The 20,969-nt window shown below is 42.9% G+C and carries 24 protein-coding genes; 9 read left to right on the top strand and 15 right to left on the bottom strand.

Annotated features, from left to right (window positions below; all coding sequences use genetic code 11):
* Positions 1-50: 50 nt before the first annotated feature.
* Entirely contained in the window at positions 51-533 is a 483-nt protein-coding gene (locus tag IM792_RS02925; RefSeq protein ID WP_194100162.1) for a hypothetical protein, read from the top strand.
* A 453-nt stretch (positions 534-986) separates the two neighbouring features.
* Here the strand turns inward: IM792_RS02925 and IM792_RS02920 are convergent, their stop codons facing one another.
* The gene (locus IM792_RS02920; protein ID WP_194100161.1) at positions 987-1,145 is read right to left on the bottom strand and encodes a hypothetical protein; all 159 of its coding nucleotides are present in this window, start codon (positions 1,143-1,145) and stop codon (positions 987-989) included.
* A 265-nt stretch (positions 1,146-1,410) separates the two neighbouring features.
* Between IM792_RS02920 and IM792_RS02915 the strand changes: the two genes are divergently transcribed.
* On the top strand, positions 1,411-1,707 hold the full coding sequence (locus IM792_RS02915) for a CHC2 zinc finger domain-containing protein (protein WP_194100160.1): 297 nt from the start codon (positions 1,411-1,413) through the stop codon (positions 1,705-1,707).
* 442 nt (positions 1,708-2,149) lie between these two features.
* Here the strand turns inward: IM792_RS02915 and IM792_RS02910 are convergent, their stop codons facing one another.
* From IM792_RS02910 to IM792_RS21245, 5 genes are all read right to left on the bottom strand, one after another.
* Positions 2,150-2,461 (bottom strand): PH domain-containing protein, encoded by a 312-nt coding sequence (locus tag IM792_RS02910; RefSeq protein WP_347343797.1) that lies wholly within the window; start codon positions 2,459-2,461, stop codon positions 2,150-2,152.
* 142 nt (positions 2,462-2,603) lie between these two features.
* Positions 2,604-3,221 carry a hypothetical protein gene (locus tag IM792_RS02905; protein WP_194100159.1) on the bottom strand — a complete coding sequence of 206 codons (618 nt, stop codon included), beginning with the start codon at positions 3,219-3,221 and terminating at the stop codon, positions 2,604-2,606.
* Entirely contained in the window at positions 3,221-4,000 is a 780-nt protein-coding gene (locus IM792_RS02900; protein WP_194100158.1) for a DUF4099 domain-containing protein, read from the bottom strand. Before IM792_RS02900 ends, IM792_RS02905 begins: the two co-directional genes overlap by 1 nt.
* Position 4,001: 1 nt before the next feature.
* Positions 4,002-4,886: a zincin-like metallopeptidase domain-containing protein gene (locus tag IM792_RS02895; RefSeq protein WP_228084910.1), complete on the bottom strand. Its 885-nt coding sequence runs from the start codon at positions 4,884-4,886 to the stop codon at positions 4,002-4,004.
* Between the two features lie 93 nt (positions 4,887-4,979).
* Positions 4,980-5,153: an antibiotic biosynthesis monooxygenase family protein gene (locus tag IM792_RS21245; protein WP_228084909.1), complete on the bottom strand. Its 174-nt coding sequence runs from the start codon at positions 5,151-5,153 to the stop codon at positions 4,980-4,982.
* Between the two features lie 415 nt (positions 5,154-5,568).
* Here IM792_RS21245 and IM792_RS02885 point away from each other — a divergent pair, with 415 nt between their 5' ends.
* The 3 genes from IM792_RS02885 (at position 5,569) to IM792_RS02875 (ending at position 7,224) form a co-directional block, all read left to right on the top strand.
* The gene (locus tag IM792_RS02885) at positions 5,569-6,132 is read left to right on the top strand and encodes a Crp/Fnr family transcriptional regulator (RefSeq protein WP_194100156.1); all 564 of its coding nucleotides are present in this window, start codon (positions 5,569-5,571) and stop codon (positions 6,130-6,132) included.
* Between the two features lie 106 nt (positions 6,133-6,238).
* On the top strand, positions 6,239-6,919 hold the full coding sequence (locus IM792_RS02880) for a type 1 glutamine amidotransferase domain-containing protein (RefSeq protein WP_194100155.1): 681 nt from the start codon (positions 6,239-6,241) through the stop codon (positions 6,917-6,919).
* Positions 6,920-6,924: 5 nt separating this feature from the next.
* A complete protein-coding gene (locus tag IM792_RS02875) occupies positions 6,925-7,224 on the top strand; it encodes a putative quinol monooxygenase (protein ID WP_194100154.1) in 300 nt (99 codons plus the stop codon).
* Between the two features lie 189 nt (positions 7,225-7,413).
* On the opposite strand, the gene IM792_RS02870 is transcribed toward IM792_RS02875, so the two are convergent.
* From IM792_RS02870 to IM792_RS02855, 4 genes are read right to left on the bottom strand one after another with little or no spacing between them, the layout of a single operon-like run.
* A complete protein-coding gene (locus IM792_RS02870) occupies positions 7,414-8,562 on the bottom strand; it encodes a glycoside hydrolase family 130 protein (protein WP_194100153.1) in 1,149 nt (382 codons plus the stop codon).
* 22 nt (positions 8,563-8,584) lie between these two features.
* Positions 8,585-9,643, bottom strand: coding sequence for a LamG domain-containing protein (locus IM792_RS02865; protein ID WP_194100152.1), 1,059 nt, complete (start codon positions 9,641-9,643; stop codon positions 8,585-8,587).
* 11 nt (positions 9,644-9,654) lie between these two features.
* Positions 9,655-11,157 carry a RagB/SusD family nutrient uptake outer membrane protein gene (locus tag IM792_RS02860; RefSeq protein WP_194100151.1) on the bottom strand — a complete coding sequence of 501 codons (1,503 nt, stop codon included), beginning with the start codon at positions 11,155-11,157 and terminating at the stop codon, positions 9,655-9,657.
* Positions 11,158-11,169: 12 nt separating this feature from the next.
* Positions 11,170-14,268, bottom strand: coding sequence for a TonB-dependent receptor (locus tag IM792_RS02855; protein WP_194100150.1), 3,099 nt, complete (start codon positions 14,266-14,268; stop codon positions 11,170-11,172).
* A gap of 282 nt (positions 14,269-14,550) precedes the next feature.
* Between IM792_RS02855 and IM792_RS02850 the strand changes: the two genes are divergently transcribed.
* Positions 14,551-15,591, top strand: coding sequence for a substrate-binding domain-containing protein (locus IM792_RS02850; protein ID WP_194100149.1), 1,041 nt, complete (start codon positions 14,551-14,553; stop codon positions 15,589-15,591).
* A 74-nt stretch (positions 15,592-15,665) separates the two neighbouring features.
* Here the strand turns inward: IM792_RS02850 and IM792_RS21465 are convergent, their stop codons facing one another.
* The 3 genes from IM792_RS21465 to IM792_RS02835 all read right to left on the bottom strand — a co-directional run bounded on the left by IM792_RS21465 (position 15,666) and on the right by IM792_RS02835 (position 17,183).
* Positions 15,666-16,076, bottom strand: a complete 411-nt coding sequence (locus IM792_RS21465; protein WP_347343788.1) for a helix-turn-helix domain-containing protein — start codon at positions 16,074-16,076, stop codon at positions 15,666-15,668.
* 91 nt (positions 16,077-16,167) lie between these two features.
* Positions 16,168-16,845 (bottom strand): YetF domain-containing protein, encoded by a 678-nt coding sequence (locus IM792_RS02840; protein ID WP_194100148.1) that lies wholly within the window; start codon positions 16,843-16,845, stop codon positions 16,168-16,170.
* Positions 16,846-17,000: 155 nt separating this feature from the next.
* Positions 17,001-17,183, bottom strand: a complete 183-nt coding sequence (locus tag IM792_RS02835; protein ID WP_194100147.1) for a hypothetical protein — start codon at positions 17,181-17,183, stop codon at positions 17,001-17,003.
* A 108-nt stretch (positions 17,184-17,291) separates the two neighbouring features.
* Here IM792_RS02835 and IM792_RS02830 point away from each other — a divergent pair, with 108 nt between their 5' ends.
* From IM792_RS02830 to IM792_RS02820, 3 genes are read left to right on the top strand one after another with little or no spacing between them, the layout of a single operon-like run.
* The gene (locus IM792_RS02830) at positions 17,292-17,699 is read left to right on the top strand and encodes a hypothetical protein (RefSeq protein ID WP_194100146.1); all 408 of its coding nucleotides are present in this window, start codon (positions 17,292-17,294) and stop codon (positions 17,697-17,699) included.
* A 36-nt stretch (positions 17,700-17,735) separates the two neighbouring features.
* Complete coding sequence (locus IM792_RS02825) at positions 17,736-18,746, top strand: SDR family oxidoreductase (protein WP_194100145.1); 1,011 nt, start codon at positions 17,736-17,738, stop codon at positions 18,744-18,746.
* 51 nt (positions 18,747-18,797) lie between these two features.
* Positions 18,798-19,451: a flavodoxin family protein gene (locus IM792_RS02820; RefSeq protein ID WP_228084907.1), complete on the top strand. Its 654-nt coding sequence runs from the start codon at positions 18,798-18,800 to the stop codon at positions 19,449-19,451.
* Positions 19,452-19,532: 81 nt separating this feature from the next.
* Here IM792_RS02820 and IM792_RS02815 read toward each other — a convergent pair whose 3' ends face one another.
* Together IM792_RS02815 and IM792_RS02810 are read right to left on the bottom strand one after the other, a co-directional pair.
* Positions 19,533-20,201 carry a response regulator transcription factor gene (locus IM792_RS02815; protein ID WP_194100144.1) on the bottom strand — a complete coding sequence of 223 codons (669 nt, stop codon included), beginning with the start codon at positions 20,199-20,201 and terminating at the stop codon, positions 19,533-19,535.
* A gap of 28 nt (positions 20,202-20,229) precedes the next feature.
* Positions 20,230-20,967: an ATP-binding protein gene (locus tag IM792_RS02810; protein WP_194100143.1), complete on the bottom strand. Its 738-nt coding sequence runs from the start codon at positions 20,965-20,967 to the stop codon at positions 20,230-20,232.
* Positions 20,968-20,969 lie beyond the last annotated feature (2 nt).

Raw genomic sequence — 20,969 nt, 5'->3', positions numbered from 1 at the left:
TATGGTTGGTTTTATTGTATATTGCTAATGGCAACACTTACTTTATCACAATGGAAAAAGATCTTAAATCATTAATAGACAAATCAATAAGATTTAGAGGCGAAATAATTGAGAAACTATCAGGAATCGAAGAAGCAATAAACATTTATTTAGTTACTCATTTCAGTGATGATGAAACCAAACAGGATGAATTAATGAAATTCTTTTTTGCTACTGATAGAATCAGTTTCGATACAAAAAGAGAAATATTAGATTATTTGTTAACAACATACCGCCCCGAGTTCTTATCTAAATATAAGGAGTTAAAAGGCGATTTAATATCCTTAATTAAGGATAGAAACGTTATCGCACATGCCAAGTTAGACACCAGCGAGGAAGCAATACTTAGCCAAGATCAGCAACTAACCTACATTAGGTTTAAGAACAAAGAAATTCGTATTGTTTATACCGAAAATTATGTACAAATGATGAGAATCAAAATAATTAAGTGTAAACTAAAACTGTTGATGGTTTTTGGATTTGAATCAGATTAGTATCATCCCGGCAGTTAACCAAAATAGCTAACCACCGAGATATACCGTCATCTTAAATATCTTTCAGCAAATCTAATCAATTTGGTGTACTCTGCATTATCAGGCTTGTAACTGTCATTGAATACCAATGGCTGCATTACACCGGACAGGTAATAACATACCGGACGCATGACCGCAAGCCGTTCTTTGTTATATCTGTTAATCGATCTCGCTATTTGCGTTCACCGTGGGACAGCTTTACCACGTGCCTTTAGGAGTTTTTAATACCTACGACATAGCTACTGCTATGTTTCGCCGCAACACGGCTCATCAGGTAGGCTAATGAATGTTATTTGGATTGGTTACGTTTGTATATAGTTGCCTACTTTATTATATTCTAACCATTGGTCAGTATACAACTCCTGTCGTTCAATGGATCCGGCACTTTGTCCTATACGACTGAACCGTAAATATCTAATCGCACGTTTCATAATATTCCTTCAGCGTAGATTTAACAATGATTTCTGCTATTAAATTTAGCATTTTTTCTTCTTTTTCCGTTTCGATGTTATCGATATCCTTGATTATTTTATCATTATTAACCGCTATATCCTTTTTTTCAACAAATTTCATAACTGAACGGCTATTTTCAAAGGCACTCTTGTACCCACATTATCTCTACACATCTCGTGATGTGTATTTATTTCGCGTTTCCCATTTTATCGGAAGTTTTTGTCGCGAATAGATTTGATTCCTAAATTATTGGAAGTATTATGCTAACGGTTTAAGTGAGGATGCGTTATAGTTGCATTACGTCTAAAGTGTTGATAAATGCTTTTTATCAACACTGTATAAGGCTGAAAACAAAATGGAGTATGTTTGGAATTATCAAAAATCCATGCCATCAGAAGAACTCATAGCACAGATAGAGAGTAAGATTGATCTTGCAGTATTAGTGTCAAAATACCTGCCGTTACAGGAAAGCCGAAGAGCCTTAAAAGGTAGTTGTCCTTTTCATGAAGATAGTGGTTTATCCCTGATGGTGCTGCCTGACAAAAATGCATTTAAATGCTTTGGATGCGGTAAAGAAGGTGGTCCTATAGCTTTCCTATCGATGATAGAGAACAAAACCTATCAGGAAACGGTAGCCACATTATCTACTTATCTTGGCTTGGCGGAAAGGCAGTCTGCATGACAAAACGCTGGAATAGAGAAATTTCGCTAAGAAAAAAGAATCTCGTAAATTTAATATACAATTTAGTTTTAAACGGGTAGTTAGTCCACCGTAATCTTAGTAGTTAAGATACCGATTTCTACACCGCAGTAGTTTTAATGGCAATCTTGTTTATGATTGCATGGAAATATACACGCTTTGTTAAGATTTCCAAAACGTTGACAACCATTACTTAACGGGACCGTCTGCCCCGCATAAATTCTCTAAATCTATACTCTTCGTAATACTTTTTTATCGCTGTTCTTTTTGTACGAACCCAACATCGCCATAAGTATAGTATCCATACACCAAAAGAAACGGCAAAAAATGGCCAGGGGTTAGTTTTGTTAGCTAACGCGCCGAACATAGCTAAAGTCGAAACAAGAAATACGAATAATATACCGACCAGACTTTTCATAAATCATTACTTCATAGCTAAAATACTAATATTTTTAGCTAATTGAAATTTAGGTTCTTCTACCTTTACACCAGACCTTGCAATATTTATCCTTTGCCGCAATACATCCACAACATCGCAAACCGGCAACCCTTTTAAAACAAATTTGGATCTACCATCTACTATGGTAAGTGTCAAATCCATAACGCCTAATGCGATCTGTAAATAAGTCTGAGTTTGTGAATACGTTTTCAGATCTTCAAGACAGATGTGTTTACGCTTTTTGAAATACACTCCTTCTGAGATAATGATCCTGTTGGAACCAATCTCGTATGTGATGTTTTTTATATATCGAAACCTATACCATAGTATTAATAATCAAAACGAGCAAAAACACAAGAATATCAGGTTAGAGAAAACTGCGAGTAACAGGAATAATATCGCAAGTATCAGTAAAGAAAGTACACGGGTGAATGCATAGCTACCCGTCGGTTTCAAAATAATTAAAGGAGCATCCATTATATTTTAATTTATCGAAAAATGTCACATCATTATTGGGCTTTCGCGTGCGCACTCCAGTGCGTATACCGGATATTTTTTCAAGGTGGTTCAAGCTGCAATCATAATCGTGGAGAAACCAAGTTGATCCTTTGGCGCTAACGGCAGTTATTTTATTTCGCCGGCGTAACTCGACATTTGTTCCTCTTAACTGCAGCGCGACGCTGATATCTGTGATTCTGCCGAGAAGACAATTGCCAAATACCAATGAAAACTTTCTGCCGCGAAAATCCCTTACCAGGCATTTCATTTGTAAATCACATGGCAGGTTGCCCACGGACACAAATGTAAACGCAAAGGGGTTCTTAAATCTCGTCCGGTTGCACACCAACCATGAAACAGCCTCCATCGCCGAATTGGTAATGACTACCTCCGGGGCATAGGGATTGCCGGAAACCCACAAATTTCTGGTTGTAGGTACATAATGAAAACCCGGACGGAATATTTCCTCATCCTCTCCATAATGAAAACTTAAATCCGGGGATTGGAAAAAGGCCAGTATCTCACTAGAGATACCGAGCCTATCAAGAAATCCATCCATTAGCGCGAACTTCCGTTTCGCATGTAAGTCCTCCGGGATTGTTCCAAGGCTTTTTCCTTAAGTTGATCTTCCATATCGGAAACGGCGTTGTAATAACCGGGACTTAATTCTTCCGCATCCTCCGGTATCCGGGATTGGTTGAACAGCGCATTGAGGCCCTTGTAAAGCACATAGGTAAGCCCTCCATCAATCAGTATGGAGGCCACTAATGCGATCTTATTGGACCGGATACCCTGAACATCTGCAGACGAAAATGCAAACCTGGTTTTATCCGAAAGTTCCAGCTCTTCCCCCCGCCTGTATTTGACTTTTTGGGCGCGGGTAAGAAATTCACTGTTTACCATATCAGGCGCCAGGATCTTTTCTGTGTCCGAAACTATAAATTCGCGGGTATCGGCATCGAACTCAACCAGGCGTTCTGTCTTATTCCCCCAATCATCAATCGTGGTACTTACTAAATTGCCAATTTCTCCGTTTTGGAGTTGTTGTGATTGATTCGCGTCCAAAAAATCAGGGGCTGACGCTTTACGATAAATAGGATGGATGAGTAGGTCTACCTTACCGTCATTACCCGAATACAATGAGATCTTCGCATTCAGCGACCTGATCCTGATTTTATCTGCTTCCAGATTTTTCAACTCCAGCAACCCTGTTCGTCTGCCGGACAGTAATGCCTTCAGGTCATCCATATTCAGCAACAGTTGCCCTCCAGCAGCGAGGCCAATAGCTTCCAGATCGCCCATAGGCAATTTATCTTCCTTAATACCTAATAGATTCATATCACCGGCTTATTTTAAAGGTTTCCTCCTGCTCTATATCTTCTGTTTCCGCCATTTCCCGTTCTCGTGGGTTAGTTTTGGCTTCAAGCAGTGAGCTGTACAGATTATCGCTTGGTTTAACGATCCTCCGCGAACCATCGGCATCTTCAACCCTAATGCTTTTATTTTTGTATGCCTCGAGTACTTTGTAGACCGTATCCATATAAGCGATCTCGTCACCCTTTTCAAATACCACGGCCTTTGGACTACTTTGTTTCTGCCCCCTGTCACGGCTTTCTCCCGTCAAAAGACCCACGATACGCTGCGCGTCCCTGGCTGCTTTTGCGATCTCAAATGGTTCTTCCTTCAATATTTTAGAAAAAGCGCCCATATAGGTTTTGTGCTGTCCAAAATCATGTCCAAGTTTAAGCTGTCCACCGATCATGATAGCGGCAATGGCGGCGCGCATTTCTTCCCTTGCATAATCCATTGACCCATACTTACCGTTCATAGGCCTGTTCAGCCTGCTTTCGTGACCGGACCAATGCGCGAGTTGATGAATCGCCGCCTGATAATACTTCTGCTCATTTTCAAACGCTGATTTTTCCGGTATGAAGATGGCATCCTTTAATTTGTCATAATAGGCTTCCTGGCCACCTTCGATGATGGTTGCACCACTATCAGCGATGAGTTTGGCGGCTTTTTCTACCGGGCTCATTTTTTCGCCTGTGTCCAATTTCGACAGGAACTCTTCCAGTGGTTCAACATCAGACATTTGGCTTGCATTGAAGAGAAAGGAACGCGCCTGTTGTGATGTTGAAAACTGATACATCATTTGACCGGTAAACCCCTTCGGATCTTTTGTTATAAACCTGCTCTGAGCGGTGTGGCCATGATCATTTCCCAATGTAGCAACAGGGGAACTATCTTTCCGGTTACGATCGTTTGAAAATGTGTAGAATTGCGGTGCGCTGTCAAAGCATTCTCGTCAATGTAGCTTTCAAAATAATATGATCGTATCCGGGTCAGTTTCACTTTGCTGAATATTGTAATGCAGATTGCCCTTCTCTTTGCGGCTCTCCGTTGCCGCCGCATCTAACAGATCTAATACTTGCCGGGTGAATCCCGCTTTAACCTGCCATTTAGCAAAAATATAGATAGGTAAAATGTCCATAACCGTATATTTAATCACTTTTAGATTACAGAATCGATATGATCTTCAAATACAATTTTAGCCGGAGCCAGATGCGCACCCGTTAACAGAAAGGCATCGGCAATGCTATAGTCTAATAAAAGATATTACCGGTTAAGGAAACCAGTATGAGTCAGTGACTGCTCTTACAGAATAGGTTGTAAGTGTTACAATTCTAGTTAAAAAAGCACCTGCATATCTGTGTTGCGAATCAATGCTACTTACATTAGATACATTGATCAAAATATTCGTTTTCATGACTGTAAGTTTCAAAGGTGAATATTTACAGTACAAATTTGCATCAGAAGTGAGGGCGGACGTGAGCCTTATCATAATTACATATTTACTATTTTTTGCCCGACCCAAGCTTGTGATAATTCATTAAATTTACTGCTTAATGGACAAACTACGCAAACATATTGAGCAGGTAATATCATTGACCGATGCTGAATTTGATCATGTTAAATCATTTTTCACCTTAAAAAAGGCACGCAAGAATCAGTACCTGCTAAATGAAGGTGATGAAGCTAAACACGAATTTCTGGTACTATCCGGTATTTATAAGGTTTTTTATGTGGATGCACAGGACAGGGAATACATTGTTCAATTCGCCAGGGAAAACTGGTGGATGTCTGACTATGAGGCCTTTTTCAGGCAAAAAGCTGCCGGCATGTACATAGAATGTATTTTACCCGGTGAAGTTTTATATTCGACCTTAGAAACACGAGAACGCCTGTCAAAAGAGCTGCACAAAATGGAGCATTTTTTCCGTGTTAAGCTAACCAACGGTTATGTGGCTCAGCAGCAGCGTATCAAACTCCTGTTATCAAGCACACCGCAGCAACGTTACGAGGAGTTCTCAAAGCTTTATCCTGACTTGCTCCAGCAGGTGCCCAAAAAACTGATCGCTGAATATCTGGGTGTGAGCCGCGAAACGCTCAGTCGTTTATATGCCGGTTAAAAGTGTGATTCAAATCACACGATAATAGTGATTTGCTTCCTCACGATAGCCCTCTTTTTCGATGCAAATTTGTACTGTAAATCACTTAACACAAAAACTTACAGTCATGAAAAAGAACATTTTAATTATCGTTTCAAACGCTAACGCCATTGGCCCTAATAACAGAAGGACAGGTACTTTTTTACCGGAGGTAGCACATCCATACGCGGTTTTTGAAGCAGCCGGTTATCAAACAGACTTTGCCAGCTTAAGCGGCGATACCCCTTACCTGGATGCGCTTAACCTGGCTGATGATCCGGAGAACCTGAAATTTCTGACAGGCAAAGGCTGGGCAGATATGCAAAAAGCGGTAAAACTGGATACGGTAGATGTGGCCAGGTATGACGCCGTATTTGTTCCCGGGGGGCTGGCACCAATGGTAGATATGCCGGAAGCTCCGTTGCTGAAAAAAGTTATCGCCGAAATGTATGAACGTGGTGCTATGGTTGGTGCGGTTTGTCATGGTCCGGTTTCCTTATTGAACGTTAAATTGAGCGATGGTTCTTTCCTGGTTAATGGCAAAAACATCGCGTCATTTACTACCGCTGAGGAGGACAATTATGCCAGACCCGACGTTCCTTTCGACCTGCAAACTGCATTAACAGCCCAGGGGGCGATATTTCATGAAGCCGAGCCGTGGTCTGTTAACAGCATTGCTGATGGTAAACTGGTAACCGGTCAAAACCCGGCATCAGCTAAAGGTGTTGGAGAGAAAATAGTAGCTATTCTTGAACCTGTAAAAGCTTAATTATTATGGACACAGCTATCATACACGTATTTGCAAAATGGAAGGTTAAAACCGAGCATATAGGAATTGTTTTGCAATTGCTCCCAGAACTTACGACTCAAAGTACGGCGGAAGAAGGTAACATTTACTATCACATCTATCAGGATCGTTCTGAGCCGGATGTAATTGTGCTTTCAGAAGCTTACAGGGATGAGGCAGCTATAACGGCGCATCGTGAATCGGCATACTATCAGGATATTGTAGTTAAGCAAATAGTGCCTTTGCTGGAAGACCGGCAGGTTACGCTGACACGACAAATATTATAAGACAGGAAAAGCAGGATTAAGGTAAAATTACGTCCGATCAATTCCGGCAACAGATAAGAGCGACATCAAAATCATCTTAGTTAGTAGAGGAGGAAACACTAAGTTATTGGTAAAAAACTCTTTTAAAGCCTCTCATTTTCATGAGAGGCTTTAGGGGGCGTAATAGTGCTTAATATGAACAAGCTGTAACTATATCGGATCAGGAGCCGACGGGTGAGCAGGATCATAAACAGCTACACAAACCCTTGAATCGGCTGCGCCGTAATACAGATACCATTTCTTTTTAAAATAGACCAGGCCTTCCAGAAACACCGTTCCGGCAGGGTATTGCCCACTTTTCTCAAATGAGGCCATAGGGCGCATAAACGGCACATCCAACCTTTCCTTAAATTTCAGCGGATCATTTTTGTCAAACAATGCCTGCCCGGCGCAGTAACTGTTCAGCGTGAAACGTGAATCACCGTCGCCATTGCTTTTATTTTTACCATTGTATAGCAACACTATACCCGTGTTTGTCAATACTGCCGGTGGGCCGCATTCGGTTAACTCACTGTCGAAATAACCTTTGCGTGGTGCAAACAGCGCTTTTAATGTACCGTCGCTGTTCAGCACGGGTGTCCAGTCGACCAGATTGGTTGATGTGGCGGCATACACGCTTAGCTCGCCCCAATACATCCAGTATTTACCGTTTATTTTGGCGATAACCTGTTTACCATTAACCAGTTTGGTTATTATAGATGCTGATTTGTGCGGGATGTTTACAAACTTACCCTTATAGGCATCCTCAAATATGGGTCCATGCTTAACCCACTTTTTCATATCTTTTGAGGTAGCTACTCCAAGCCTTGGTGTATGGCGGTTCCATTGCGTGTAAAAAACAACGTATGTACCATTTGCCGTTACAGCCACTCGCGGATCTTCGCAACCGCCCGGCCATTCATATTTTTTCTGGCTATCATTGCCCGGATAAAATACCGGCACCTTACTGCGTGTAAAATGCAAACCATCGGTACTGGCGGCATAACCCAACCTGGAGGTACGGTAGCCTATCCCAACGCCCGATTTATCTTCGGAACGGTAGAGCACCACAATTTTACCGTTGTGTACGGCTGCTCCCGGATTAAAGGTATCGTTCGATTCCCAACCTACCTGCTTTTTTAAAACCGGATCAAAGAACCTCGTAGTAGTATCGGGCGAGATGATGGGGTTGGTATTGGCAGGCCGCTCAAAACCGCCTAATGCCCAATCGGGCAGTCGGCTTTTTGTGGTTTGAGCAAAAGCATAGTTGCCTGCCAGCAGTAATAAAAATGCGAATTTTAGTTTGATATTGTTTTTCATTTATAAAAAGAATAATAAAGGATCAATCAGGTTTTTCCATAGTGTAAATTGATAAAACTTCGGCATCCGACAAAGCTTTGTTGTAAAAGCGTATATCATCCAGATCACCTTTAAAGTAGGCAGGCCCCCAATAATAGAATGGACTGCTTTGATCTGTAAAATTCAAAATGCCTTTGGGCAAACTTTGGCCGATAACGAGGTTAACCGGCGTGGTTAAAGTTACAGGTGTGCCGGTTACCTGCGCGGTTTTTACCAGTTTATCATTAACATAGAATTTCATGGCTCCGTTGGTGTAGGATACTGTGGCGAATGTCCATACATTTTCAGGGATAACTCCCGGATTGCTGTCAACATCCTTATAGCCATTATCGGCATGTATAGTTAAAAACAGGAAGTTGTTGCCCTGCAACTGAAACTTAAAGCCGTTATAGGTATTAAGCGAGAACATGTAGTTATCGTTAAATGTCACCCGCCTGCGTATCCATAAACTTATGGTAAAGGCCTTGGGATTCAGGTCGGCTGTGTAAGGCACTTCAACATAAGCGCCATTGTCAAACTCAAGTGCACTATTTTGCTCATTAAAACGGTCGGTTATCAGTTTAGGCATAGTTTTACCATCAACCGGCGCTGTACCGGGGCCTATTATACCGGTCATGAATGTACCGTTATGGCCATTGCCCGAGGCATCGCTGGCATCGCCGGTAAAGCGCCACTGCGCTATCAGGTTATCCGCCGAAACATCCTGTATAATGCGCGACTGAAAAGCTGTAATGGCACGCTCTAAACTGGCCACCGCATTATCTACCTCGCGCTGGTTGTAAGTACCGGCATTTTTTACGGCTGTCGCCAGATCTATCGATTTCTTAAAATCGGCTTTTGAGCCAACAGCGTAATTGCCTGCCATTTTGCCTTCAACAGCATTATCATAAAGCTCGGTAGCTGATGTTATGGTTGTGGTAATGCTGTTTACATTACCGGGAGTGGTATCTCTCTTGTCACTATCCTTTTTACAGGATGACAGCAGGGTAAGTAAAGCAATTACGTAAACAGCTATACTTAATTTATCTCTCAAAGTTTTCATTGTTTTCAAAATTATCTGCCTAACAATTTATTGGTTTGACGCTCGCTTTCAGGTATCGGGAAAAACTTATGCTGATCAAAGTTGAAGTTGGGTATATCACTCAAAGCGTTTGTGGCATAAGCGCTACCGTAGCGTATAATATCAAAGAAACGCCCGAATTCAAGCGCCAGTTCTGAACGGCGCTCCCTGCGGATGATTGCGCGCAGATCAGCCTGATCTGTAGTGGTAACATCAGGCAACAAACCTGTCGGTACCGTGCCGCTGCCTAAACTACTATCATTCAAATAGCTTTCCCTTGCGCGCTTGCGCACTTTGTTCAGAGGTACCAATGCCTGTGCGCTTTGGCCTGACTCGTTCAATGCTTCGGCCTTAATCAGCAATACATCGGCAAAGCGCAGCACTTCGGTATTCAGGTCAGCGTCGCCTTTTGTAGCAACCGGAATTTCAGATAGGGGCTGTATTTGTTTCCTGGTAAGATACCCGGTGGCCGTCCAGCCCGGATCAAATGTGGAATCAAAATAAGTGTGCCCTTCTCGCGCAACGGTATAGTCGAGTCGTGGGTCAACAACACCATCAGGCGACCGTTCAAAATTATCAACCAAACTTTGCGTCGGCTGAAAAAAGCCATAACCATTTAATGCCCCGCGTGGCGCGAAAGCCTGATTCAGACCACTCCCCTGTTTAGGACTCAAACCGGCAACATGCTGTACCGCGAAGATCACCTCGGTATTATTCTCGGTTTTCGCGTTAAAGTTATCGGTAAATAATGGCGTTAGCTGGTAACCAAGCGCTTCAACTTGCGCGGCAGTAGTAGCGGCCTCGGTGTACTTTTTCTCGAACAAATAGGTTTTGGCTAATAAGGCCAGCGCGGCCCCCTTGGTTGCACGTCCCTGGTCCAATCCTGTCCAGGTTTCGGGCAGGGCTTCGGCAGCCTCCTTGCAATCCTTTTCGATTTGGGCATATATTTGCGCTTGCGGAACGGCGGGAGATTGCAGATTATCCGCAGTGGCTACCTCTAAACGTAACGGAATATCGCCGTAACAATTGGTCAATATAAAGTAATAGTACGCCCTTAAAAACTTGGCCTGGCCTATAACAGTTGTTTTATCAGCATCAGACACTGCCTGATTATCAGCTGTAAGACCCTGCGTCACAAAATTCGCCTTTGATATACCATCGTAATATCGGCTCCACACACCCTCAACCGCCGCATTGCTGGTGAGGATGTTAAAATTATTGATGTTATCAATATCTGCCTGATCGCCAGCCAGGCCACCTTTCACGGCATCGTCTGACGCGACATCGCCCAAAACCCATAATTGATTGGCGAAAGCGTCACCAAAATTAAGTGGTACGTATGCCGCGTTAACAGCAGCCTTGGCATTACCTACCGAATTAAAATATTTACCGGCTTCGTACGTGCCTAAAATGGGTTGATCGAGCACTTTATTACAACCCGCGGCAGGCAACAACAATCCACCTGCTAATGCTATGTATATATATTTCTTAAACATGATTGTTACTGATTAAAAGTTAGCGTTGATACCCACAGTAAAGGTGCGTGCAGACGGATAGGTACCCCAGTCAATACCCACAGCCCTTACCCCATCACCCTGCGAATTACTGTTAGTGTATATTTCAGGATCGATACCGGTGTATTTGGTAACTGTAAACACGTTTTGCGCACTTACAAATACCTTGAATGATGATAACCGGATGCTTTTCAAAACACGATCGTTAAAAGAATACCCTAACTGGACGTTTTTTAAACGCAGGTACGAACCACTTTCCAAAAAACGTGTTGAGGGGCGCTTATTGTTGGTTGCCCCCTCCCATGATAAACGGGGGAATTCATTGGTTGAGCCCTCCCCGCTCCAGCTTTGTGTAGCTACACGCTCGGTAATGTTAAAGGCACGATAAAATCCTTCAATATCTGTATTGATCTGGTTATAAAGCTTGTTACCCTGAACACCCTGAAAAAATAAGCTCAGATCAAAACCGCTGTATGATAAGTTGGCGGTTAAACCATAAGTAATCTTAGGGATCGGGCTGCCTGCATAAGTACGGTCGTACTCATCAATAATACCATCGGGCGTACCGTTGGGGCCGCTGATGTCTTTAAACTTTACATCTCCCGGTTGTATACCCGGCCCCTGATAGGCATGTGTAAATACTTCCTGCTCGTTTTGAAAGATGCCCTCTTGCTGTAACAGGTAAAATGATCCTACCGGATGACCTACAGCAGTACGGGTAGCATAATAATTATTATCAATACGACCACCTACTAATGGCGAACCATCAGCTAATGATGTTACCTCATTCTTATTAGTAGTAAGGTTACCGATCAGCTCATACCTGAATTTTTGCTTGGCCGGGCTACGATAGCTCAGTTCAAACTCAAAACCCTGATTGCGCATTTTGCCTGCATTTACAAAGGCGCTGGCCGCGCCGCCCGCGCTGGTTGGTTGCGCCGGTTGCAACAACATACCCGAAGTGTTTTTCACATAGTAGTCGGCAGTGATGTTCAACGCGTTATCAAACAAGCCCAAATCAATACCGGCATCTGTTTGGGTGCTGTTTTCCCAGCGTACATTGGGGTTACCTAATGTGTTTATAGAGTAACCTGCATTGCCGGCGCCTCCAAAGGGATAATAGCCCGATGTGTTGACCAAAGTGGCATAACTGAAGTTACCTATCTCCTGGTTACCCAGTTGCCCGATACCTGCTCTTAATTTTAAAGCGCTTATTGGCCCGGCGTTCTTCATAAATTCTTCCTGATCAATACGCCAGCCTAATGATCCTCCGTAGAAATTACCATAACGGTTTGATGGATCTAACCTGGACGAGCCGTCACGACGGAAGTTAAAGGTAGCCAGGTACTTGTTATCATACGTATAATTAACCCGGCCAAATACAGAAAGCAACGCCCAATGGGTTTGATTGCCACCATTTTGCTGAATACCTAAGCCATTATCAAGATATTGAAACGTTTCGCCCTGATCGGAAAACAAGGTTCGCGAAGCGCCTAAAACCCTTGTATCGCTTTTAACCAGTTCGGTACCTGCTAAAAAGTTAAATACATGTTTATTGAGCGTAAGGTCGTAGGTAGCGGTATTTGTCCAGTTATAATCAAACTGATTGGTGTTTGATTGCGCCAGGCTATTCGGTGTATTTAAAAACCGATCAACACCCCATGTAGCAAAAAACTGTTTGTAATCGGTGATCAGGAAGTTGGTACCGAAGTCTGTTCTCAGCTTCAGGTTTTTTATCGGTTTTACTTCTAAAAACACATTACCTAAAACAGAGTAATCATAAAAGTTACGATTAAAGTTGTCGGCAAAACCTACCGGGTTCAGGCCATCGCCAAAAAACTCCGGATGCTCGGGTATATCAACAAACTGCCCATCGGCACGGTAAACAGGTGTGGCCGGTGTGCGGAAAAGCGCGTAGCGCAAAACACTCGCCCCAGGGTTGCCTGCACCAAAACCATCGCCGGAAGTACCAACCTGCCTGTTTTTTGAATATCCAAGGTTGATATTTGTACCCAGGGTTACATAATTTGATAAATTACTGTTGATGCTTGTACGAAGGTTAAGGCGATCAAACGCTGAGTTTTTGATCAAACCATTCTGCTTAAAATAATTGGCAGATACGATGTATGTAGAATTTTCGCCGCCGCCGCTTACAGATGCCTGAATATTACTTATCGGAGCAGGCCTTAATACTTCTTTTTGCCAGTCTACATCGGGCAGGCCGTCAATAATATTTTGAGATATTGGTGTACGGCCATCAGCAGTGGCTGCTGTGTTATATGCGGCTACATATTGGCTGGTGTTGGCCATTTTAATTAAATGCTGCGAAGTTTGTACACCGGTGTAGGCATTTACGTTAACCCTGGGCTTTCCGCTTTTGCCTTTTTTTGTTGTAACTATCACCACGCCGTTTGATGCACGCGCGCCATAAATGGCGGCGGATGATGCATCCTTAAGTACGCTGATGGATTCAATATCATTTGGGGATATCTGGTTTATCCCATCCTTGGTAGGTATACCATCAATTACATACAGTGGGTTATTATCATTAATGGTACCTATACCACGTATACGCACGTTAATACCATCACCCGGCGCACCGGTTGATTGTGTAACGGTAACACCGGCCGCTTTACCCTGCAATATCTGATCGGCACCGCCTACAGGAAGGTTAGCGATATCACTGCTTTTGATGCTCGATACTGCGCCCGTCAGGTCAGCCTTTTTTTGCGTGGCATAGCCCACAACCAATACTTCAGTTAGCGCACTGCTTGCCGGTTGCAGTTTTATCACCAGGGCTTGCCCGGCTGTTACAGTAACGGTTTGCGGTGTGTAACCAACACTTTTGATCTCGAGCTCGGCACCGGCAGCAACCGATAGTTTGAACTTGCCATCAATATCGGTAGCAACACCTGTAGTAGTGCCCTTAACCTGTACTGTTGCCCCTACCAGGGTTTCACCGGTATTGGCATCACTCACCGTTCCGGTAACGGGAGTATTTTGCGCATACCCCGACAAGTATGTACAAAACAGCAGGATCAGGCTGCATAACACAGCCCTCCGCCGGATGATAATTGTAAAGTTAGTAATCATAGGTTTATTATTTTTTTGGTTTGAATTGCGGCTTTTAATTCCACGATATGTAGAATTTTAATAGAATTTGTGTTTCATAGGCAAAAAAATTAACAGTTAAACAACTGATAATGAAAAGCTATCAACAATTTAAGTTAGCGGTTAACAGGGGAAGAATGGAAACGGTTAATAATGGTGTATCAAATCTATTAAAACTAAACGGGTTTAGCAAATATTTTTATAATTTTGTTTATGCTACATTATATTTGCACACAAGCTATAAACCTTTAATTAAAGGCATTTATGAGAAAGAGGTTATCAATGGACGATATTGCGAGAGATCTTAACATCTCTAAATCAACCATTTCCTTTATTATTAATGGTAAAGCCAAAGAAATGCGTATAAGTGATACCTTGGCTAACCGGGTGCTTGATTATGTGAAAGAAAAGAATTACAACCGTAACACCCTTGCTCAAAACCTTCGTACCGGAAAATCAAATATTATTTGTTTAATAGTGGAGGATATAGCCGACGCATTTTTTTCGGGCGTTGCCAGGTTAATTGAAGAACGGGCTTATAAAAAAGGCTACAAGATAATTTATTGCAGTACCGAAGACGACGCTGAGAAAACGGCCGAATTGATAAATATGTTTAAAAGCCGGCATGTTGATGGTTATATTATTACCGCGCCAAAAGGAATTGATAATGAGGTAGTATCGCTGTTAAATGAAGAAACTCCCTTTGTTTTGTTTGACCGTTATCTGCCTGAAATAGATGCTGATTATGTAGGCATCGATAATTACCAGGGAGCCCGGATTGCCATTGAACATTTTGCCGGTCAGGGTTTCAGGGAGATCGCCTTTGTTACGCTTGATTCTGATCAAACACAAATGACAGAACGGCTGCACGGTTATCAATCGGCAATATCCGAGACATCCCTCCCATCGTATGTGCTCAGAATACCATTTTCGTTATCACCGGCGCAGGTGGTTCAGAGCATTAAAAAGTTTTTAAGACAAAATCCGTCGGTAGATGCGATACTCTTTGCCACTAATTACCTGGCTTTGCAGGGTTTTGAAGCATTAAATAAGTTGAAATTACGCATCCCCGACGATGTAGCCGTGATCGGTTTTGATGACCATACTTTTTTCAAAGTTTTTAACCCACCCGTTACGGCTGTTGCCCAACCAATGAAAGCGCTATCTGAAAAGCTGATCAGCGTATTGTTTAAGCGCATGAATGATGAGGATCGTAAACGAACTCAGAATTTTCGTGAAATATTAAAACCTGAACTTATAATCAGGGAATCATCTATAAAGATCTCATCAAACAAGCCTGGATAGATTTGATACCGGTAAACGGGCTGCTACTTGTATATTACTGATGATAATGAATTCTTCTTGTCTTTTGTTAAGAATTAAAATGTGCGTGCCGGTATTTTATCTTTTTGATCCTGGTAGGTTTTTAACCTGACGCCTGTATGCCTCTTAAAGAATTTGTTGATATGACTTCCGTCGGCAAAACCAAATTCTTCGGCAATCTCGGTAATCCATTTATTGCTAAAACGAAGCCTGTGTTCAATCAGCCTCACCCTGTAGGGCAGGCGGAAAGGCTTTTCATCCTTCCCCCCCCTGCTCCTTCTGACACTGATACGGATGTGATCGAAAGAGGTCAGGTCGATTCCATCATTTGGCTTTAAAAGACGTTCGCCCGCAAAAAATTGTAGTAGCTTCCACCTATGGAGCTCAAAAGAATGAACCCTATATGATCTCGGTGTCTTATATGATCTTGAACAGGAATCAAAGCAATTGGATACACCGCTGGCCATCCTTCGCAGCGGTTACTACATGACTAACTTTGATCAGGCCGTACCGTGTGCAGTAGAAACAGGAAAGTTGCTGATGGTATTTCTACTTTTGCTAACTAACCCGCTTAGTATTATATGCAACGCGCCAATCCTGCTCATTGCACATGGGGCAGTTGACAGCATCATTTAATATAGTTACATAACCGCAATTACTACATGCGCATATTGTAACCGCGTTTTTAAGAAGTTCTCCCTCACCGGGAAAAATAGGCAAACCCAATTTTACATCATCCTTTTCATAAAATAATACACTTAGCTCACCGGAAGTTTCCAGCACCACTGTTCTTACCTGACCCAGATGTTCCACATTTAACAGCCTTAATTCGGCGAACAGCTCTTCCCGGGACAGATTTGAGCGCTCCAGTTCTTTTACCAGCAAGTTTCCATCTTTCATAAGGTATGCCGGCTCTCCTTCAAGCAGTTTTTCTGCCCACCTTACTTTATCAGTGATCTTGGTAACCAGTACATATAGCAAAATCACCATAGCGAACACCACGAATGCCGGTAATAGCCCCACGTCTTCATAGAACATCGGATCACCGGCTGCTGAGCCCAAGCCGATGATCAGTACCAATTCAAACACGGATAGTTGCTTGATTCCCCGTTTACCCGACACACGTAAAGTAATCAGGATAACGACAAACATAACAAAGGTCCGCAATGCAACTTCCAGCAGAAAGTGCAGCGGCAAGTCGTTCATCAGCATCCGGTTTAAATCGAAACTTTCCATAAATAAATCGTTATACAAGAATATCTCTCTGCTGGCAACAGTCTAAAGCTAAAAATTGTTCCGTAGCAGGAAACTTAATGCTATGAAATGGAGTTACGAATAGCTCCTGTCAAATATTTAAACAGGGAACTTCCGGTTCATTGCCGAACCATCTATTATTCCATACGCTTGATAATGGCATTGTCGCCTTCTTCGGGCACCTCTCCGGCCTGACTATCGTCAGCATTTTGTTTGGCGAACAATAATTGTTTTTTGATGATCTCCAACTCCGAATCACCCTCGATCAAACCAATTAAGGCATTCAATTGCTTCCAGCTTACTTCTATTTCTACTTTCATACTGTGGTTTGAGCAAAGCACAAGCCAAATTCAATGTTAATCAATATATGATAGTAAGTAAGCCGGGCAAAGTAGAGGCTATGGAACGGTGTTTGCACATTCATCTGCATGAAAACATCAACCATTGAAAATACTGCCCGCATAGCTTTAGGTGCTAACCTGATCCTGGCCGGTATCGGTCACCTTACGTTTGCACGAAAAGCGTTTCGGGCCCAGGTGCCAAACTGGGTGCCGTTAAAAAAGGATGATACCGTAGTTTATTCAGGCATCGCCGAAATAGCCCTGGGTAGCACGCTCATTTTAGCTCCAAAAAAATACCGTAAAACGGTGGGTAAGATAGCTGCCGGCTTTTTTACCGCGGTATTTCCCGGCAATATTGCTCAATACACCCACCACCGTGATGCCTTTGGATTGGATAGCGATAGCAAGCGTCTTGCCCGTTTATTTTTTCAGCCGCTGTTGGTGCTTTGGGCACTAAAAGGCACATCGCATAAAGTAATCAGCCATAAAATATAACTCATCTATTCCCTCTACCTATAAATACTACTACCTATGAATGATCAAGATAAATTATTCCGACGAAAATTGATCGGGGGCATTGGGGCGGGTCTTGCCGCCGCGACTATATTGCCGGTGATACCTGTTTCGGCAACAGGTACTAATGCCAATGCGATAAGCAGTGCATTAGAAAACCCCGCCACAAAATACCCGAAACCACCATTTAAAAATCAGGTACAACCCTGGCCTGCTTTAGCCGGTAAAATGGACCCGGTGCCTGATTATGGCGAAAAAAGCTACAAGGGCTCCGGTCGTTTAGCCGGCCGCAAAGCGCTCATCACCGGCGGCGACTCCGGTATGGGCAGAGCGGCGGCCATCGCTTATGCCCGCGAGGGCGCTGATGTCGCTATTAACTATTTACCTGCCGAAGAACCGGACGCACGCGAAGTGGTGGAGCTGATAAAAGCAGCGGGTAGAAAAGCCGTAGCTATTCCGGGTGATCTGCGTGACGAAAACTTCTGCAAAAAGTTGGTTGACGATGCCGTGAAACAACTTGGCGGGCTGGACATTCTGGTAAGCAATGCTGCAAGGCAACAGATTCATGATTCGGTTGCTGATATCCCCAGCGAACAATTTGACTGGACTATTAAAACTAATATATACGCGCCATTTTGGTTGATCAAAGCTGCTTTGCCACACCTGCAACCGGGAGCTTCAATTATTGGTACCGCGTCGGTACAGGGATATGATCCTTCGCCCGACCTGTTCGATTATGCGCTTACCAAGGCGGCAACAGTTAACATGGTTAAATCGCTTGCCAAACAGTTAGGCCCCAAAGGTATTCGCGTAAACGCGGTGGCTCCAGGCCCTATCTGGACGCCTTTACAGGTACAGGAAGGTGGCGCATCGCCTGAAAAGCAAAAGAATTTTGGTGGTGAAACACCATTGGGCAGACCAGGTCAACCAGCCGAACTGGCTTCAATTTATGTGCAGCTTGCCGCAAACGATGCCAGTTATTCCACCGGTCAGGTTTATGGGGCGGCTGGTGGTGGTGGGCAGCCGTAAATGCTTTTCAACAAATCACATAGAACAAAAAAACAAGGCAAATAAATCAACATGAAAGCACTGATCATTAACTGCACGCTTAAAAGGAAACCCGAATTCTCAAACACCGGCGCTATGGCGCTAAAAACAGCCGCATTATTCAACGAACTTGATGTGGAAACAGAAATCATCCGGCTGAATGATTACAATGTACTTACGGGTAACAGCTCAGATGAAGGCGATGGCGACGAATGGCCGTTGATATTGGAAAAGATCAAAAGCTGTAACATCTTTATTATCGCCACGCCTGTTTGGATGGGGCACCTGGCCTCTACTTCACAAAAGGTGATTGAACGGTTGGACGCTATATTTCGGGATGAAACACTTATTGATCCGAACAACGGTCAGTTTATGCCTTATAATAAAGTAGCCGGATGTTTAATAACAGGCAATGAGGATGGCGCACATAGTTGCGCGGCTCAGGTGTTATGGGCCATGCAGGAAATAGGGTTTACCATCCCTCCTAACGTGAACGCTTACTGGGTAGGTATGGCAGGCGGCGAGAAAGATTATGTGGAAGCGGGCGGCGAAAGGTATTTGTATACCAACAAAACATTAAGATATATGACAGCTAACCTGGCCTGGTTCGCTGATCTGCTTACGAAAAATCCGATCCCAGTAAATTTGGTTGAGGCAAGCGAAAAGGCTAAAAGTGAGAGTGAGTAATTGCGTATTCTATAAAGGTATCTCGTTTGATTAATTTAATTATGGCAAAAACAAATAATTGATTTACGACATAGCCTCATATTAGATCAACTCATCCTCATTAATAAGTTGATGTTTAAGCGCGAAAACGATCAAACCGGCTAAATTTTTCACTTTGATCTTTTCAAGCAGTTTGATGCGATAACCTTCAATGGTTCGTCTGCTTAAATATACCTTATCGGCTATCTCCTGAGATGTATTTTGCAGGCATATCATTTTTATAATGGTCTTGTCGCGCTCGCTTAAATCAATATTTGTTTCGGTAGCTGTACCTTTAAATTTACTCCTTACTATCATGCCTGCCAGTGCCGATGTAGTTTGCGCGCAATAGTAATTCTTGTTCTCGTATACGCTTACCACTGCTTCGGTGATCTCATTTTTATGGGCATTTTTAAGTACATATCCCTTCGCCCCTGCTTCCAGCATTTCAATGATCAGGTTTTCCTCATTAAACATGGACAGGGCTATCACCTTTAAGAATGGTTGCACCTGCATCATTAACCGTGTACTTGCTATGCCATCCAAAACAGGCATTTTAATATCGGTCAGTACTACATCAGGCTTAACTTCGGTAACTGTTTCCAGTAACTGTTGCCCGTTTATAGCGCGGCCAACTATGTTAAATCCTTTTTGCCGGGACAGCATCATGGCTAACCCATCTAAAAAAATTTCATGATCGTCAGCGATCACTATATCAATGTTATGATACATCGGTGTTGGTGTGTTATTATTTATAATATCAAAAAGGCACTTTAATTACATAGCTACAACCCTGATCAACAGCCGAATTAACCGAGAGTTGGGCATTCAATATCTCACACCTACTCTTAATACTACTTAACCCCAACCCTCTTTTGTTCTTCTCAACATTTTGGGCGTCAAAGCCGATACCATTGTCTGTTGATCGTAACGTAACTTGGTTAACTGTTGATGCAATAATGAGTTTTAGCTTCGTTGCCCGGGCATGTTTCATGGTATTGTTAACTATTTCCTGGATGATCCTGAAAAGGTGTATCTCAATATCTTTCGGCAACATCCCGTCGTCATCAGAGTTAAAATCAATTTCAAGCAAACGGTCACTGTTTATCCTGGATAAATATTCGCTTGTCGCTTTTACCAAGCCATTTCTGCTTAAACTTTCGGGCGATAAATTATAAGATATTTGCCGCAAGCCATTAATGGTTTCATCAATATGGGTATTGGCAATATCAAGTAAGGCTTCGTTATCCTCGCCGATATCTTCCAAACTCTGCATATACAATTTTACAGATGAGAGCAAAGGCCCTAAACTATCGTGCAAGTCATTCGCTATGCGTTTGCGTTCAAGCTCCTGCATGGTTATCTCGGCACGTATCATATCCTTTTGCAGGCTGATGTATCGCCTGTGATACCTGATTACAGACACCACAAAAAACACGATGATCAAGGCAAGGATAATGGATGTACTTACTACAGTATATAATAATCTATCTTCCATTA

The organism is Mucilaginibacter sp. JRF, from assembly GCF_015223065.1.
GTDB lineage: Bacteria > Bacteroidota > Bacteroidia > Sphingobacteriales > Sphingobacteriaceae > Mucilaginibacter.
This window is presented reverse-complemented; position numbering and strand designations above follow the sequence as displayed.

What these genes read in the sequence shown, in the direction of transcription:
- IM792_RS02855 (WP_194100150.1), bottom strand. Translation starts at nt 14,268, where the DNA reads ATGATTACTAACTTTACAATTATCATCCGGCGGAGGGCTGTGTTATGC.
- IM792_RS02850 (WP_194100149.1), top strand. Translation starts at nt 14,551, where the DNA reads ATGAGAAAGAGGTTATCAATGGACGATATTGCGAGAGATCTTAACATC.
- IM792_RS21245 (WP_228084909.1), bottom strand. Translation starts at nt 5,153, where the DNA reads ATGGACATTTTACCTATCTATATTTTTGCTAAATGGCAGGTTAAAGCG.
- IM792_RS02880 (WP_194100155.1), top strand. Translation starts at nt 6,239, where the DNA reads ATGAAAAAGAACATTTTAATTATCGTTTCAAACGCTAACGCCATTGGC.
- IM792_RS02835 (WP_194100147.1), bottom strand. Translation starts at nt 17,183, where the DNA reads ATGAAAGTAGAAATAGAAGTAAGCTGGAAGCAATTGAATGCCTTAATT.
- IM792_RS02820 (WP_228084907.1), top strand. Translation starts at nt 18,798, where the DNA reads ATGAAAGCACTGATCATTAACTGCACGCTTAAAAGGAAACCCGAATTC.
- IM792_RS02830 (WP_194100146.1), top strand. Translation starts at nt 17,292, where the DNA reads ATGAAAACATCAACCATTGAAAATACTGCCCGCATAGCTTTAGGTGCT.
- IM792_RS02865 (WP_194100152.1), bottom strand. Translation starts at nt 9,643, where the DNA reads ATGAAAACTTTGAGAGATAAATTAAGTATAGCTGTTTACGTAATTGCT.
- IM792_RS02925 (WP_194100162.1), top strand. Translation starts at nt 51, where the DNA reads ATGGAAAAAGATCTTAAATCATTAATAGACAAATCAATAAGATTTAGA.
- IM792_RS02900 (WP_194100158.1), bottom strand. Translation starts at nt 4,000, where the DNA reads ATGAATCTATTAGGTATTAAGGAAGATAAATTGCCTATGGGCGATCTG.
- IM792_RS02885 (WP_194100156.1), top strand. Translation starts at nt 5,569, where the DNA reads ATGGACAAACTACGCAAACATATTGAGCAGGTAATATCATTGACCGAT.
- IM792_RS02815 (WP_194100144.1), bottom strand. Translation starts at nt 20,201, where the DNA reads ATGTATCATAACATTGATATAGTGATCGCTGACGATCATGAAATTTTT.
- IM792_RS02915 (WP_194100160.1), top strand. Translation starts at nt 1,411, where the DNA reads ATGCCATCAGAAGAACTCATAGCACAGATAGAGAGTAAGATTGATCTT.
- IM792_RS02905 (WP_194100159.1), bottom strand. Translation starts at nt 3,221, where the DNA reads ATGGATGGATTTCTTGATAGGCTCGGTATCTCTAGTGAGATACTGGCC.
- IM792_RS02875 (WP_194100154.1), top strand. Translation starts at nt 6,925, where the DNA reads ATGGACACAGCTATCATACACGTATTTGCAAAATGGAAGGTTAAAACC.
- IM792_RS02825 (WP_194100145.1), top strand. Translation starts at nt 17,736, where the DNA reads ATGAATGATCAAGATAAATTATTCCGACGAAAATTGATCGGGGGCATT.
- IM792_RS02860 (WP_194100151.1), bottom strand. Translation starts at nt 11,157, where the DNA reads ATGTTTAAGAAATATATATACATAGCATTAGCAGGTGGATTGTTGTTG.
- IM792_RS02920 (WP_194100161.1), bottom strand. Translation starts at nt 1,145, where the DNA reads ATGAAATTTGTTGAAAAAAAGGATATAGCGGTTAATAATGATAAAATA.
- IM792_RS21465 (WP_347343788.1), bottom strand. Translation starts at nt 16,076, where the DNA reads ATGGCCAGCGGTGTATCCAATTGCTTTGATTCCTGTTCAAGATCATAT.
- IM792_RS02840 (WP_194100148.1), bottom strand. Translation starts at nt 16,845, where the DNA reads ATGGAAAGTTTCGATTTAAACCGGATGCTGATGAACGACTTGCCGCTG.
- IM792_RS02810 (WP_194100143.1), bottom strand. Translation starts at nt 20,967, where the DNA reads ATGGAAGATAGATTATTATATACTGTAGTAAGTACATCCATTATCCTT.
- IM792_RS02870 (WP_194100153.1), bottom strand. Translation starts at nt 8,562, where the DNA reads ATGAAAAACAATATCAAACTAAAATTCGCATTTTTATTACTGCTGGCA.